Source organism: Ruegeria sp. BG5, assembly GCF_056538425.1.
The window spans coordinates 1,881,668-1,895,449 of record NZ_JBQFTC010000001.1 but is presented as its reverse complement, the minus strand read 5'-3'; the positions used below and the strand labels follow the sequence as shown (position 1 = coordinate 1,895,449).

At 61.2% G+C, this 13,782-nt stretch carries 18 protein-coding genes and 1 tRNA gene; 9 read left to right on the top strand and 10 right to left on the bottom strand.

The window, feature by feature from the left end; translation table 11 throughout:
• Positions 1-57 precede the first annotated feature (57 nt).
• The 5 genes from ACR0KX_RS08945 (at position 58) to ACR0KX_RS08925 (ending at position 3,803) form a co-directional block, all read left to right on the top strand.
• Positions 58-1,089: an SPOR domain-containing protein gene (locus ACR0KX_RS08945; protein ID WP_170621950.1), complete on the top strand. Its 1,032-nt coding sequence runs from the start codon at positions 58-60 to the stop codon at positions 1,087-1,089.
• A complete protein-coding gene (gene nagZ / locus ACR0KX_RS08940) occupies positions 1,086-2,093 on the top strand; it encodes a beta-N-acetylhexosaminidase (protein ID WP_170621949.1) in 1,008 nt (335 codons plus the stop codon). Before ACR0KX_RS08945 ends, nagZ begins: the two co-directional genes overlap by 4 nt.
• Positions 2,083-2,877, top strand: coding sequence for a segregation and condensation protein A (locus ACR0KX_RS08935; RefSeq protein ID WP_170450066.1), 795 nt, complete (start codon positions 2,083-2,085; stop codon positions 2,875-2,877). Before nagZ ends, ACR0KX_RS08935 begins: the two co-directional genes overlap by 11 nt.
• Complete coding sequence (scpB, locus tag ACR0KX_RS08930; protein WP_170519178.1) at positions 2,870-3,520, top strand: SMC-Scp complex subunit ScpB; 651 nt, start codon at positions 2,870-2,872, stop codon at positions 3,518-3,520. The genes ACR0KX_RS08935 and scpB overlap by 8 nt, the downstream gene beginning before the upstream one ends.
• A 64-nt stretch (positions 3,521-3,584) precedes the next feature.
• Complete coding sequence (locus tag ACR0KX_RS08925) at positions 3,585-3,803, top strand: hypothetical protein (protein WP_170450070.1); 219 nt, start codon at positions 3,585-3,587, stop codon at positions 3,801-3,803.
• 3 nt (positions 3,804-3,806) lie between these two features.
• Here the strand turns inward: ACR0KX_RS08925 and ACR0KX_RS08920 are convergent, their stop codons facing one another.
• The 8 genes from ACR0KX_RS08920 to ACR0KX_RS08885 form a co-directional block, all read right to left on the bottom strand.
• Positions 3,807-4,886, bottom strand: a complete 1,080-nt coding sequence (locus ACR0KX_RS08920; RefSeq protein ID WP_170621948.1) for a 2'-deoxycytidine 5'-triphosphate deaminase — start codon at positions 4,884-4,886, stop codon at positions 3,807-3,809.
• Between the two features lie 61 nt (positions 4,887-4,947).
• Positions 4,948-5,024 (bottom strand) — tRNA-Pro (locus ACR0KX_RS08915).
• Positions 5,025-5,086: 62 nt separating this feature from the next.
• On the bottom strand, positions 5,087-5,653 hold the full coding sequence (locus tag ACR0KX_RS08910) for a MerR family transcriptional regulator (protein ID WP_170621947.1): 567 nt from the start codon (positions 5,651-5,653) through the stop codon (positions 5,087-5,089).
• An 18-nt stretch (positions 5,654-5,671) separates the two neighbouring features.
• Positions 5,672-5,974, bottom strand: a complete 303-nt coding sequence (gene ihfA, locus ACR0KX_RS08905) for an integration host factor subunit alpha (protein WP_008755922.1) — start codon at positions 5,972-5,974, stop codon at positions 5,672-5,674.
• A gap of 97 nt (positions 5,975-6,071) precedes the next feature.
• Positions 6,072-7,043, bottom strand: a complete 972-nt coding sequence (locus tag ACR0KX_RS08900; protein ID WP_170621946.1) for a beta-ketoacyl-ACP synthase III — start codon at positions 7,041-7,043, stop codon at positions 6,072-6,074.
• Between the two features lie 21 nt (positions 7,044-7,064).
• Positions 7,065-8,153 carry a phosphate acyltransferase PlsX gene (plsX, locus tag ACR0KX_RS08895; RefSeq protein WP_170621945.1) on the bottom strand — a complete coding sequence of 363 codons (1,089 nt, stop codon included), beginning with the start codon at positions 8,151-8,153 and terminating at the stop codon, positions 7,065-7,067.
• Positions 8,154-8,177: 24 nt separating this feature from the next.
• Positions 8,178-8,384 carry a 50S ribosomal protein L32 gene (gene rpmF / locus ACR0KX_RS08890; RefSeq protein WP_008756996.1) on the bottom strand — a complete coding sequence of 69 codons (207 nt, stop codon included), beginning with the start codon at positions 8,382-8,384 and terminating at the stop codon, positions 8,178-8,180.
• A 205-nt stretch (positions 8,385-8,589) separates the two neighbouring features.
• A complete protein-coding gene (locus ACR0KX_RS08885; RefSeq protein WP_170621944.1) occupies positions 8,590-9,126 on the bottom strand; it encodes a DUF177 domain-containing protein in 537 nt (178 codons plus the stop codon).
• 85 nt (positions 9,127-9,211) lie between these two features.
• Here ACR0KX_RS08885 and ACR0KX_RS08880 point away from each other — a divergent pair, with 85 nt between their 5' ends.
• The 3 genes from ACR0KX_RS08880 (at position 9,212) to ACR0KX_RS08870 (ending at position 12,405) form a co-directional block, all read left to right on the top strand.
• On the top strand, positions 9,212-9,688 hold the full coding sequence (locus ACR0KX_RS08880; RefSeq protein ID WP_170450082.1) for an outer membrane protein assembly factor BamE domain-containing protein: 477 nt from the start codon (positions 9,212-9,214) through the stop codon (positions 9,686-9,688).
• Positions 9,689-9,788: 100 nt separating this feature from the next.
• Positions 9,789-10,529, top strand: a complete 741-nt coding sequence (locus tag ACR0KX_RS08875) for a GNAT family N-acyltransferase (protein WP_170621943.1) — start codon at positions 9,789-9,791, stop codon at positions 10,527-10,529.
• A 67-nt stretch (positions 10,530-10,596) separates the two neighbouring features.
• Positions 10,597-12,405, top strand: coding sequence for an ABC-F family ATP-binding cassette domain-containing protein (locus tag ACR0KX_RS08870; protein WP_480708313.1), 1,809 nt, complete (start codon positions 10,597-10,599; stop codon positions 12,403-12,405).
• Positions 12,406-12,495: 90 nt separating this feature from the next.
• On the opposite strand, the gene ACR0KX_RS08865 is transcribed toward ACR0KX_RS08870, so the two are convergent.
• Entirely contained in the window at positions 12,496-12,783 is a 288-nt protein-coding gene (locus ACR0KX_RS08865) for a putative quinol monooxygenase (RefSeq protein WP_170450086.1), read from the bottom strand.
• A gap of 124 nt (positions 12,784-12,907) precedes the next feature.
• On the opposite strand from ACR0KX_RS08865, the gene ACR0KX_RS08860 reads away from it, so the two are divergent.
• Positions 12,908-13,246 (top strand): winged helix-turn-helix transcriptional regulator, encoded by a 339-nt coding sequence (locus ACR0KX_RS08860; protein WP_170450088.1) that lies wholly within the window; start codon positions 12,908-12,910, stop codon positions 13,244-13,246.
• Here ACR0KX_RS08860 and ACR0KX_RS08855 read toward each other — a convergent pair.
• The gene (locus tag ACR0KX_RS08855; RefSeq protein WP_170450090.1) at positions 13,227-13,781 is read right to left on the bottom strand and encodes a sugar O-acetyltransferase; all 555 of its coding nucleotides are present in this window, start codon (positions 13,779-13,781) and stop codon (positions 13,227-13,229) included. The two genes, ACR0KX_RS08860 and ACR0KX_RS08855, sit on opposite strands and share 20 nt — an antisense overlap.
• Position 13,782: the final 1 nt, after the last annotated feature.

The following is a 13,782-nucleotide window of genomic DNA, read 5'->3' as shown; positions in this document are numbered from 1 at the left end:
GGCAAGAAATGACCCGCGCGCCGTGTTTTTAAGGCGCAAACGGGCAGTGAGGCGGACATGGCGAGTTACGATTACTCGGGGCAGCAAGGCCCCGAGCATATGCATTACACGAATCAACCGCATGCACAGGATGCGCACGCTGACGATGCGCCGCGTGGCTCTTTCGGGCTGGGCAAAGCGGTGAATGTGCTGGGGGCGGTGGCCTCTCTGGCGCTGGTCGCCGGTGTCGGTATCTGGAGCTACAAGTTGGTCATGCGGGATGTCAGTGGCGTCCCGGTCGTGCGCGCCGCCGAAGGGCCGATGCGTATTCAACCCGAAAATCCGGGTGGCCAGCCTGCCGACCATCAGGGGCTTGCCGTCAATGCCGTCGCTGCCGAAGGCTCGGCTGCGGCACCTGCGGATCGCCTGATCCTTGCCCCACGCCCGGTCTCGCTGACCGACGAAGACCTGCCCGCCGGAGAGTTGATGCCAACTCAGGCGCTGCATGTGATGGAAGAGCCGATTTCGAACCAGGAGGCGGCAGAACTGCGGCAGAACGCGGTTGACGCGCTGGTCGCTGAACTGGCGGGCGAGGCCGCGCGGAACCAGCAAGAGGCGGAACCCGGTGTGCAGGTTGCCGCGCTGGCGACGCCCGAAGAAGAACCCGCCATTGACCCCGCCGATCTGGCCGCATCTCTGCCTGATCCGGCGATTGCGGAACTGCCGGGCGTACGCCGCTCGCTTCGCCCCAACACGCGGCCCGCGCGCCGTGTTTCGGCCGCTGCTGCCTCGGAGGATGCGATCAATGCCGCCGTGAAGGCTGCGGCTGGTTTGGATGTTGACCCCGACACGCTGAGCAAGGGCACCCGTTTGGCGCAGCTTGGGGCGTTCGAAAGCGCTGATGTGGCCAAGGCGGAATGGTCTCGTCTGGATGGTCGATTTGGCGAATATATGAATGGTAAACAGCGTGTTATTCAGCGAACCTCAAGCGGTGGGCGCACGTTTTATCGCCTGCGCGTGCTGGGATTTGAAGACCTGAGCGACTCGCGTCAATTCTGCGCCGCGCTGGTGGCGCAAGGGGCTGACTGCATCCCGGTGGCCGTCAGGTGAGTTTCGGGGCCGTAATCACCGATGCCGAAGGTTTGCGGCTGACCGATGATGAAAGGGCCTTGTTCCGCGAGATGAACCCGTTCGGGTTCATTCTGTTTGCCCGGAATATCGAAAGCGCCGATCAGGTGCGCGCGCTCTGCGATGATTTCCGCGAATCCGTCGGGCGCAACTGTCCTATCACAATCGATCAGGAAGGCGGGCGCGTGCAGCGCCTGCGCGCGCCACTGGCGCGCGAATGGATGCCGCCACTGGATCACGCCGAACGGGCAGGGGATCAGGCGGAACGGGCCATGTATCTGCGCTATCGCCTGATTGCGCATGAATTGTTCGAGCTTGGGATCGACAGCAACTGCGCCCCAATGGTGGATACCGCACGGGCGGAAACCCATGCCTTTCTGCGCAATCGCTGTTATGGCGAGGATGCGGGCACGATTGGTCAGATCGGGCGCGCCGTGGCTCAGGCGCATCTGGATGGCGGGGTTCTGCCCGTGGTCAAGCACATGCCGGGCCATGGTCGGGCGACGCTGGACACCCATTTCGATCTGCCGCGCGTTGATCTGTCGCTGGATGAACTCACCGAAACTGATTTTGCGCCCTTCCGCGCGTTGAACGATCTGCCTATGGGGATGACGGCCCATCTGGTGTTCGAACAGATTGACCAGACCCCGGCCACGATCTCGGCCCCGATGATGCGCGTGATCCGCGAGGTTATCGGGTTTGAAGGGCTGATCATGACCGACGACATCTCGATGAAAGCGCTCAGCGGTTCTGTCGCGGACCTGTCGCGGCAGGCGCTACAGGCGGGCTGTGACGTTGTTCTGCACTGCAATGGCAGCTTTGCCGAACGGGCCGAGGTGCTGGAAGCTGCGGGCCAGATGACGCAGGCGGCGCAGACCCGCGCAGAGCGCGCCCTGACCATGCGCAAAACCCCTGCGGAACTTGACATTGAGGCCGCCGAGGCGGAACTATCTGCCCTAATGGGCGGGCAGGTATATGAACGATAACCTTTTCAGCGAAGACCCGGTCTCGGTCGCCGATCGGCTGGCCGCCGAGGCGCTGATTGTTGACGTTGACGGGTTCGAAGGCCCGCTGGATGTGCTGCTGACCTTGTCGCGCACGCAAAAGGTCGATCTGCGAAAAATCTCGGTTCTTGCGCTGGCGCAGCAATATCTGGCCTTTGTTGAAAAGGCGCGGGCGCTGCGGATCGAACTGGCCGCCGATTATCTGGTGATGGCCGCTTGGTTGGCCTTTCTGAAATCCCGCTTGCTGCTGCCGCCGGACCCGGATGACGAAGGGCCGTCGGGCGAGGAACTGGCGGCGCATCTGGCGTTCCAGTTGGAACGTCTGCAAGCCATGCGCGACGCCGCCGCGCGTCTGATGGCGCGCGACCAGTTGGGGCGCGATTTCTTCAAGCGCGGGCAGGGCGAGGATGTGACCCGCATCCGCACCGTGACCTATTCCGCCACGCTGCTGGACCTGATGCAGGGCTATGCGCGTATCCGCACCCGCGACGAATTCCGCCCCTTTGTGATGGACCGCGACGCCGTCTTCACGATGGAGCAGGCATTGGAACGGATGCGTCCGCTGATCGGGTTTGCGGGGACGTGGACGGATATGGAGACCTATCTGCCCCAAGGCTGGGACGCCGACCCGGTGCGGCGCAGATCAGCCACGGCGGCGACCTTTGCGGCCTCGCTGGAGCTGGTGAAAGAAGGACATATGGAGATCAAGCAAAGCGACACCTTTGCCCCGATCCAATTGCGCAAGAGGACCGAAACACGTGACTGACACCCCCGAAGAGACCGGTACCCTGTTCGAAGCGCCCCCGTTGGCCGAGCAGGAACGCATGGTCGAAGCGGTGCTGTTTGCCAGCGCCGAGCCGGTCACCATTGCCGACCTCGAAGCGCGGATGCCTCATGGCAGCAATGCGGGGCAAGCGGTTGAATTACTTCAGAAACGCTATGAAGGGCGCGGTGTGTGCGTTGTACGCGTCGGCGACGCATGGGCGATCCGAACCGCCGCCGATCTTGGTTTTCTGATGCAGAAGGAAACGGTCGAGACCCGCAAGCTAAGCCGCGCGGCTATCGAGACGTTGGCGATTGTGGCCTATCACCAGCCCTGCACACGCGCCGAGATCGAGGAAATCCGGGGAGTCTCGGTCTCTCGCGGGACCATCGACCAGTTGCTTGAGATGGAGTGGATCAGGCTGGGCCGCCGCCGGATGACGCCGGGCCGCCCGGTGACGTTCGTGGTGACGCCGCAGTTTCTGGATCACTTCGGGCTGGAAAACGCTCGCGACCTGCCGGGGCTGAAAGAACTGCGCGCCGCAGGGTTGCTGGAAAACCGTCCGCCGCCGGGCACAATCCCGTTGGGGGAGGCGCAGGACGACGCTGAGAATGAGGATCAAAGCGAGCTGTTCGAGGAAGAGTGATCGCGCCGCCCTTTTGTTGCCGCACAGGATGCCTATCTTGTGGTTTGAGAAACGGAGTTGAGCAATGAATGCCAATCGGATCATCGACATGATCGTGCGACAGGTCATGCGCCGTCTTGTCAACAAGGGCGTGGACAAAGGGTTTGATATGGCCGCCCGCAAAGGTCAAAAGCCCGATGCAGCACCGGGTCCGCAGAAACGCCCCAACACGGCAAATCACGCAAAGAACCTGAGACAGGCCCAGCGGATGACGCGGCAGATGCGCCGGTTCATGAAATTCTGAGAACTACCCTACGGCCTTGAAATGTTTGGACAGTTTCAGGCCCTGACCCTGATAGTTCGACGCAATGCCCGCACCGTATAGTTGCGTCGGCATCTCGGCCATTTTCTCATAAACCAGCCGCCCGACAACCTGCCCGTGTTCCAGCACAAACGGGGCCTCGTGGCAGCGCACCTCCAGCACTCCGCGCGACCCGGCACCGCCTGCGGCAGCGTGGCCAAATCCGGGGTCGAAGAAGCCCGCGTAATGCACGCGAAACTCTCCGACCATGGCCAGATAGGGGGCCATTTCGGCGGCATACATGGGCGGAATATGCACCGCCTCGCGGCTGACCAGAATGTAGAACGCGCCGGGGTCGAGGATGATGCGACCGTCTGTGGTGCGCACCTCTTCCCAGTATTCCTGCGGGTCATATTCGCCGATCCAGTCCAGATCGATCACCCCGGTGTGGGGCTTGGCGCGGTATCCCACCAGATCACTGTCGGGCAATTGCAGATCGACCGAGAACCCCAGCCCGTCCTGAATCACCGCAGGCCCATCGACCAAAGGCGATTCCCCGTGCAGCGTCATCAGTTCCGCGTCGGTCAAAACGGCCTGTCCCTGACGGAACCGGATCTGGTTCAGGCGCATCCCCGGACGGACAAGCACCGAGAATGATCGCGGGCAAATCTCGGCGTATAGCGGTCCGGTATAGCCTGCAGGAACCCGGTCAAACTCGGTCCCGCCATCGGTGATGGTACGTGTCAGCAGGTCAAGACGCCCGGTCGAGCTTTTGGCGTTGGCCACGGCCGTGATGCTGTCGGGCAGGGCCAGCGATTCCATCAGCGGCACCAGATAAACGCAGCCTTTTTCCAGAACGGCCCCGTCGGTGATGTCGATGCGGTGCATCTCGAACTCGGCCAGCCGGTCGGCGACTGAGCGCCCTTCACCGGCCAGAAACGACGCGCGTACCCGGTAAGCCACTGTTCCCAAACGCAGATCAAGACTGGCCGGTTGCACCTGTGCAGGGATCACATCCGGGCTCGCGGTGACCTCGCCGCGCGTGATCATCGCTTCGATCTGTTGATTTGGACATACACCTGTCATTCCGATCCCCCCTGATGCCAGAGCGGGATCTGGCCTGTCTGCCATAAACGTCGGTGTGATTTGGTCGGGCTAGCAGGACTCGAACCTGCGACCTTCCGTCCCCCAGACGGACGCGCTACCAGGCTGCGCCATAGCCCGACGTTGAGGTGTTCATAAAGAATTTCCCGGCAGGGGCAAGAGGAAAACACTGCCTTTTTGTCCTATCCCGCCGCTTGGGTTTCGACCCGATCCAGCCATTTGCGCAGGTCTTTCGCCAGCGGCGCGATTCGGCCCAGAAGTTCCTCATCAAACTCGGACCGGTTCCAGGCCAGTGAGGCGATTCCCCCCATCAGTGGGGCCGCGTCCAGTTCGGGTTCCTGCGCGGGTGCGACGTCTGGCCGCGCCGCCTGCGGTTCGCCCAAATCCATATGAATCTGTTCCGACGCTGGGGCAGGGGCGGAGGTGAAGGGTACGACAGTATCATCACCGGCGTTTTCAGACGCTGCGACATCGTCCAGCTCTGGCGACAGCGACGCCACATGCGCGATGCCCTGTTCGCGCAGAATGCGCTGCACGCCTTTGATCGTTATGCCATCTTCATGCAGCAGCTTTTTGATACCGCCCAGCAGGCGCATATCATTGGGGCGGTAGTACCGCCGTCCTCCGGCCCGTTTGACAGGTTTGACCTGGGTAAACCGGCTTTCCCAAAACCGCAGAACATGGGCCTGAACACCGAGCCAGTCCGCAACCTCAGAGATTGTGCGAAACGCGTCGGGAGATTTGCTCATGTCCGTGCGGCCCTCGGGTTACTTGCGATTCCCGGCAGCGACGCGATCTTTCATCAGATGCGACGGGCGGAAGGTCAGCACGCGGCGCGGCTGAATCGGAACCTCTTCGCCGGTTTTGGGGTTGCGACCGATACGGGCGGTTTTGTCGCGAACGCTGAACGTACCAAAAGACGAGATTTTCACCTGCTCGCCGCGCACCAAAGCGTCAGACATGTGGTTCAGAACGCTTTCGACCAGCTGTGCGCTTTCGTTGCGTGAAAGGCCCACCTCACGAAAGACGGCCTCGCTCAGATCCATTCGGGTCAGTGTTTTGTCGCCCATACCTTTTTCCCCTGTTGATATCAAAGCATAGGGTCCACGCAAATTCGCTGTCAATATCAATGAATTGCAGGCGGGTGTGTAAGCTGGAATGCGCTTGTTACCAGCGCAGGACAACCGCGCCCCAGGCCAAGCCGCCGCCGATGGCTTCGGTCACCAACAGATCGCCGGGCTTGATTTGCCCGCGCTGTTTGCCCACCGACAGGGCCAGCGGGATCGAGGCGGCCGAGGTGTTTCCGTGGTCCTGCACGGTTACGACCACGTTTTCCATCGGCAGGCCCATTTTCTTGGCGGTGCCTTGAATGATGCGGATATTGGCCTGATGCGGCACGATCCAGTCGACATCCTCGTTGGACAGGCCAGCGCTCGACAGGGCGGTTTCGGCCGTTTTGGTCAGCTTTTCAACAGCGTGACGGAAGACCTGATTGCCTTGCATGCGCAGATAGCCGGTGGATTGCGTCGATACGCCACCATCCACGTACAGCAACTCCCGATAGCGCCCGTCCGAATTCAGATCGGTTGCCAGAATGCCCCGGTCATCTGAGGTGCCGTGGCCTTCCTGATGCTCAAGCACCAATGCCCCAGCGCCATCGCCAAACAGCACGCAGGTCGAGCGGTCGGTCCAGTCCATGATTCGCGAAAACGTCTCGGCCCCGATGACCAGAACGCGTTTGGCCTGACCCGACAGAATCAGCGCGTTGGCGTTGCTGAGGGCAAAGACAAACCCGGCGCAAACGGCTTGTACGTCAAAGGCAAACCCCTTGGTCATGCCCAGCCGCGCCTGAACCATCGTCGCGGCGGAAGGGAAGGTCAGGTCAGCGGTCGAGGTGGCCAGGACGATGGCGTCGATATCGTCCGCCTCAAGCCCGGCATCCGCAAGGGCCGCCTGGGCGGCGTTGGTGGCCAGATCCGAAGTGGTCTCGCCCTCGGCTGCAAAATGGCGACGTTCGATCCCGGACCGGGTCCGGATCCATTCATCGGTGGTGTCGAGTGTCTTTTCGAACTCGGAATTCGGAACAACGCGTTCTGGCAAATAATGCCCGACACCTACAACAACTGAGCGGCCTGCCATGCTGGGGTACTGCCTTTTTTGTTATTTTTCCGTCTGCGGCGCAGATTGCGCGGCATCTTGTGCAAGCTGGGCCGTCGATGCAACCCGTGCCGCCAATTTTTCGGCAAAACCCGACTCGGCCAAAGTGAAGGCCAGTTTGACCGCCGCTGACACTCCGGTCGGGTCAGCGCTGCCATGGGATTTGACCACCGTGCCGTTCAGCCCAAGGAACACACCGCCATTTACACGTCGCGGGTCGATCCGCTTTTTCAAACGGTTCAGCGAGGTGATGGCAAGGATCGAGGCCAGCCGGGACAGTGGCGTGTATTTGAACGCCTGCCGCAGCAGGTCGCCAATCAGGCTGGCGGTGCCTTCCCCGGTCTTGATCGCGACGTTGCCGGTAAACCCATCGGTTACAATGACATCTGCCTTGTCGCCAGGAATGTCGCTGCCTTCGACAAAACCCACGAAATCGAAATTCGCAGGCTCGGCGAAATCGGCGATCATGGCATGCGCCTCTTTCAACTCGGCGCGGCCCTTGTGTTCTTCGGTGCCCACATTCAGCAGCCCGATCCGGGGACGGTGCAGGGCCATGCCGTTACGGGCATAAGATGCGCCCATCAGGGCGTATTGCAGCAGATCCTTGGCGTCGGCGCGCACATCCGCACCGACATCCAGCATCACGTTGAACCCCTGCGGGTTGCGCGAAGGCCACAGAATCGCAATCGCCGGGCGGTTCACACCGGGCAGTTTGCGCAGGCGCATCATCGACAAAGCCATCAGCGCGCCGGTATTGCCGCAGGACACCGCGCCATGCGCCTCGCCCTGACGGACGGCCTCAAGCGTGGACCACATCGAGGTCTGCTTGCCGCTGCGCACAACCTGGCTGGGCTTGTCTTCCATCGTGACCACGTCGGGGCAATCACGAAAAGCGACGCGCCCATCAAGGACGCGCCGTTTTGCCACGAGCTTGCGCAGCATGTCTTCCGGACCGTGCAGAAGAAACCCGATATTGGGGTTCTTTTTGGCCGATTCCGCGAGGCCTGCAACAACAACTGCGGGACCTTCGTCCCCCCCCATAGCGTCAACCGAGATGGTGATCCGTTCGGCGTGCGTGGGTTGTTCAGTCATGCCTTGGCCTGCGCTCAATCAGGCTTAGGCTGCGTCTTCGTCCAGGTCGATTTCGTCGGCCTGCGCGACGACTTCGCGATCGTCATAGTGGCCGCAGGATGCGCAAACGTGGTGCGGGCGCTTCAGCTCGCCACAGTTCGGGCATTCGTTCGGGTTTGCAGCAACCAGAGCGTCGTGTGCGCGGCGGTTGTTGCGACGCGACTTGGAAACTTTGTTCTGTTGGACGGCCATGGTCTCAACCTTTGTCTACTGAGGGTCAGCAGATTCGCCGCCGACCGTGGTTTCATATTTCGTTTATCGTGGTTTGACGCGCGTTTAGGGGACCAGCCCCGAAATGTCCAACCCAAAATCCGATGAGCGCGCGAAAATACTGCGATTCTCGTCATGTTCAAGTGATTTTTCTGACCGCCTGCTATGACAGGAAATCAGACCTCTGTCACTCGTCTTTTTTCAGGGCATCGCGCAATTCCGCCAGCCCTGCGAAGGGTTTGACATCCTCATCCGTCATCGCCTGTTTGCCCGGTTCGGTATAGTCGGCCTGACCCAGTTCGGCCCCGTCCTTGCGTGGGTATTGGGGCAGGGCCAGCGAAAGCGCCTCGACCATCACGGCTGCGGGGTCGATCTCAGCGCCCAATGGCTCGGTCTCGTCATCTTCGGGGATTTCGAACTCGGGCTCGTCAGGGTCGGTCCAGTCGGCCACAAATAGGCGCGAAACTGGGATGTCGATCCGGGTGGTCACGGGTTCAAGCGTCACCACACAGGGCTGAATCACAGTCGCCCCCAGCTTGCCGGACAACGCCCAGTCGCGTTTTCCTGCTGCGCGCAGATCTCCGACAAAGCTGAGCTTGCGCAGGCCGAGCAGGCCCAGATCCCGGCCAATAGCCTCCAACACGTCCTTTCCCGGGCGCAATTCGAACCGGGTGGGGGCGTTTTGTGGCAGGTCGGCCACCCGCAATGCAGTAACGTCGCTCATTCGTGAGCCTTTCTATGTGTTGAACCGTGGCAGCGGTTTCTGTAATCGGATAGAAGCCGCAAGAGGCCAAGGCAAGAGGGTGCGTATGTTGATGATTGGAAACAGGTCGAAATCGGCGATGCGTTCGCTTGCGTTGGTGGCCTGTCTGGCTGTGATCACCGCCTGCACTCCGATCTTCAGGAATCACGGCTATGTGCCTCCGGCCGAGGATCTGGCCGAGATCAAGGTGGGCACGGATACACGCGAAAGTGTGGCCGAGGCAGTTGGCGCGCCCGGTGCCTCGGGCGTGGTGCGCGATTCCGGCTATTACTATGTCCGGTCCCGAATCCGCCACTATGGCCCCAAACGGCCCGAGGTCGTTTCGCGCGAGGTGGTTGCCATCAGCTTCGATCAGCGCGGGGTGGTCAGCAATGTCGAACGCTTTGGCCTGGAGGATGGGGTCGTCATCCCGCTGGAACGCCGCGTGACCGAATCCAGTGTCGAGAACACCGGCTTCCTGCGTCAGCTGCTGGGCAATATCGGCAACTTCAACCCGGCCAACATTCCGGGCGCGTCGAACTAAGTCACGGGATCGTCTTGCGAGGTTCACAGGACGGTCACATGTCTTATGATATCGGGGCGGTAACTTGGATCTCCGGTCAGCAACCTCGGAGGATGCGACCATGGCAACAGCCGTTTTGTTGAACAAAGGGCGCTATCGGGCCCGGTTGGCGCAGTCTGAACGGGACGTAGCGGCGGCGCAGTCGCTGCGGACGCTGGCCTTTGCGACGGAACAAACCGACGCGGACGCGTTTGATGCGGTGTGTTCCCATGTGCTGGTCGAGGATATGCAGGCCGGTGGGCAGCTTGTGTGCTGTTTCCGGATGTTGACCATGGGGAGCGGGTCCGAGATCGCGCATAGCTATTCGGCGCAGTTCTATGACCTGTCCAGTCTGGAAGGGTTCGGCGGGCGTATGGTCGAGATGGGCCGTTTCTGCATTCACCCCGATTGGACTGACCCGGACATCCTGCGCGTGGCCTGGGGGGCGATGACCGCGTTTGTCGATCAAAACCGGATCGAGATGCTGTTTGGCTGCTCGTCCTTCGCCGGGATCGAGACCGAGCAATATCTGGATTCCTTTGCCATGCTCAAACACCGCCATCTGGCCCCGAAACGCTGGTTGCCGCGCGTAAAGGCCCCGGATGTCTTTCGCTTTGCCGCGCGTTTGCGGCGCATGCCGGATGCGAAACAGGCAATGCTGCGGATGCCGCCGTTGCTGCGGACATACCTGCTGATGGGCGGCTGGGTCAGCGATCATGCGGTGGTGGACCGGCATATGAACACTCTGCACGTGTTCACCGGGCTTGAGATTGGGGCGATTCCCCCGGCACGGAAACGTTTGCTGCGAGCGGTGGCCGGGTGAATCCGTATTTTTGACGAGAAGAAGCAGGGGCGTTGACGCGCCAGCCCAGCCGGTTTAGCTGGCGGGCATGGCGAGAATTCCTTTGTTGCAGATGTCCGGCATTTCCCTGACCTTCGGGGGCGATCCGGTATTTTCCGAGCTTGATCTGGTGGTTCAGCCGGGCGACCGCGTGGCGCTTGTGGGGCGGAACGGGTCGGGTAAATCCACGCTGATGAAAGTGATGGCGGGACTGGTCGAGGCAGATCAGGGCGAGATCGTCGTGCCACCCGGAAAGTCCGTTGGGTATATGGAACAGGACCCCGGAATGGAGGGGTTCGCCACGCTGGGCGACTATGCCGCCAGCGGGTTGGAACCCGGAGAGCTGTATAAGGTCGAGCGTGCGGGTGAAGGGCTGAAATTCGACCCCACGCGCCCCGTTGAGACTGCCTCGGGCGGCGAGCGGCGGCGGGCGGCATTGGCCAAGCTGATGGCCGAAGCGCCGGACCTGATGCTACTGGACGAGCCGACCAACCACCTTGATATCGAAGCCATCGCGTGGCTTGAGCGCGAGTTGGGCGCGACGCGGGCCGCTTTTGTGCTGATCTCGCACGACCGCGCGTTTTTGCGGGCGTTGACTCGGGCGACGCTGTGGATTGATCGCGGTGCAGTACGGCGGCAAGAGCAGGGGTTTGATGCGTTCGAGGCCTGGCGCGACAAGGTTTGGGAAGAGGAAGATCAGCAACGCCACAAGCTTAACCGCCTGATCAAGTCCGAGGCGAAATGGGCCGTCGAGGGCATCAGCGCCCGCCGCAAGCGCAATCAGGGCCGGGTGCGGGCGTTGCAGGCGCTGCGGGCCGAGAAGGCGGCGCAGATCAAACGTCAGGGCTCGGCCGCGATGACGCTGGAGGCCGGGCCGAAATCGGGCCGCAAGGTGATCGAAGCCAAAGGGCTGGCCAAGGGGTTCGGCGACACGCAGATCGTGCGGAATTTCGACCTGCTGGTGCAGCGTGGGGATCGCGTGGCCTTTGTCGGACCCAATGGGGTGGGCAAGACCACGTTGTTGAAGATGCTCTTGGGGCAAGTGGAGCCGGATGCCGGCGCGGTCGCTTTGGGCACCAATCTGGATATTGCGGTGTTCGACCAGACCCGCGCGCAGCTGGACCCAGAGATGACCCTGTGGGACAGTCTGACCGGCGACCCCGAAATGCGGGTGTCGGGCAAGGCCGATCAGGTCATGGTGGGTGGGCAGCCCAAGCATGTGGTGGGTTATCTCAAGGAGTTTCTGTTCGACGACGCGCAGGCGCGGGCCGCCGTCAAATCCCTGTCGGGTGGCGAAAAGGCGCGGTTGCTGCTGGCCAAACTGATGGCGAAATCGTCAAACCTGCTGGTGCTGGACGAACCGACCAACGATCTGGATGTGGAAACGCTGGACCTGTTGCAGGAATTGCTGGACGACTATGACGGTACCGTCCTGCTGGTCAGCCACGACCGGGATTTTCTGGACCGGGTTGCCACAACCACCATCGCGATGGAAGGCAATGGGCGCGCCACGGTCTATGCCGGGGGCTGGTCGGACTATATCGCTCAGCGCGGAGAGGTTGCTGGGAAAAAGGAAGAAAAACCAAAGCCCTCCAAGCCGAAGGTCAAGCAGGAGGCGAAGCCGAAATCGGGCCTGTCCTTCTCGGAAAAACACCGGTTGGAGAAACTGCCCGCCGAGATCGCGCGCCTTGAGGCCGAGATCGGTAAGCTGGAAGAGTTGATGTCTGACCCCGACCTGTTCACGCGTGAGCCGGTCAAGTTCCAGAAGGCGTCTGAGGCGCTGGTTGAACGGCAGGAAAAGCTGTCGGCGGCTGAGGAAGAGTGGCTGATTCTGGAAGAGAAGGCCGAGGCCGGGTAAACGCAGACTCTTCGACGCTCAAAAGGCCACATTGAAAAAGTTTCACAAAACCGGAGCCTGGCGACTGCTCCGGCTTTGCCGTGGATGGGATCAACCGATCCGTGTCATTTCGTTCAGCGTAAACTCGGCCACGGCCCCTTCGGTAGCCTCCATATACGCCGCGAGATGGGGCGCGTTCATATGCGTTTGCCACAGGTCACGGCTTTCCCAATTCTCATAAAACGCGAAAACACCGGGATTGGTTGTGTCCACATGCAGGTCGTATTGAATGCATCCGTCTTCGACACGGGTGATTGGGATCAGCTTTTCAAGCTCGGCGCGGACAAGGTCTTCCTTACCCGGATGGGCCGTGATTTGAGCGAGAATGGTCAGGGCCATGATGTCTCCTTACAGGGTTCAGTTGCGATGACCCGGGATATGTGACACGTATACAAAACACGCAAGTACGCACTATTTATGCAGGTAGGTACCTTTTGTATACTGTCAAAGGCAGGAGGCGGCGGTGGATCGATTTGAAAGATATGACTGCAGTGCAGGCTGCCCGGTTGAGGCCGGGTTGGAGCAGATATCGGGAAAATGGAAAGGGCTGGTAATCTATCATCTTCTTGGCGGCACCATGCGCTTTAACGCCTTGTCCCGTGCGCTGGGTACGGTGACCCAGCGCAGCCTGACCAAGCAATTGCGCGAGCTTGAGGCAGATGGAATCGTGCATCGAAAGGTATTTGCCGAGGTGCCGCCCCGAGTGGAGTACAGCCTGACTGAAAAGGGGCAAGCGCTGCGCCCTGTGATCGCGGCTTTGGCGGATTGGGGTCAGAACAGGGTTATCGGAGGGGGTGAATAGGCCGGGCGGGGTTGCCGACCACGGTTTCTCTGGCTGCCACGTCTTTGGTGACGACGCTGCCCGCGCCGATGGTTGCGTTGTCGCCAATGGTAATGCCGGGCATCAGAATGGCACCGCCGCCGAACCAGACATTCCGGCCAATGGTCACGGGTAAGCCGATTTCCAGACCCTGGGCGCGCTCGGTTGGGTCTTTGGCGTGCTGGGCGCAATAGATCTGAACATGGGGGCCGAACATCGTGTCGTCACCGATCCGAACCGGCGCGGTGTCCAGAATCACGCATCCGGCGTTGAAATAGACCCGGTGTCCAAGGTGGATGTTCATCCCGTAAGCGCAGTGAAACGGTGCTTCGAGATAACACTCGGACCCAAGGTCCGCGAACAGCGTTTGCAATTCAGGAGCCAGCGCGCCGCGATCGTCTGGCGGGCAAGTGTTGTGCGCGTGAACTGCGCGGCGGGCTTGCGCCCGCAACGCGTCCAACTCGGGGTCCAGGCAGCAATACCACTGCCCGGCCTGCATCTTTTCACGCTCGGTCATT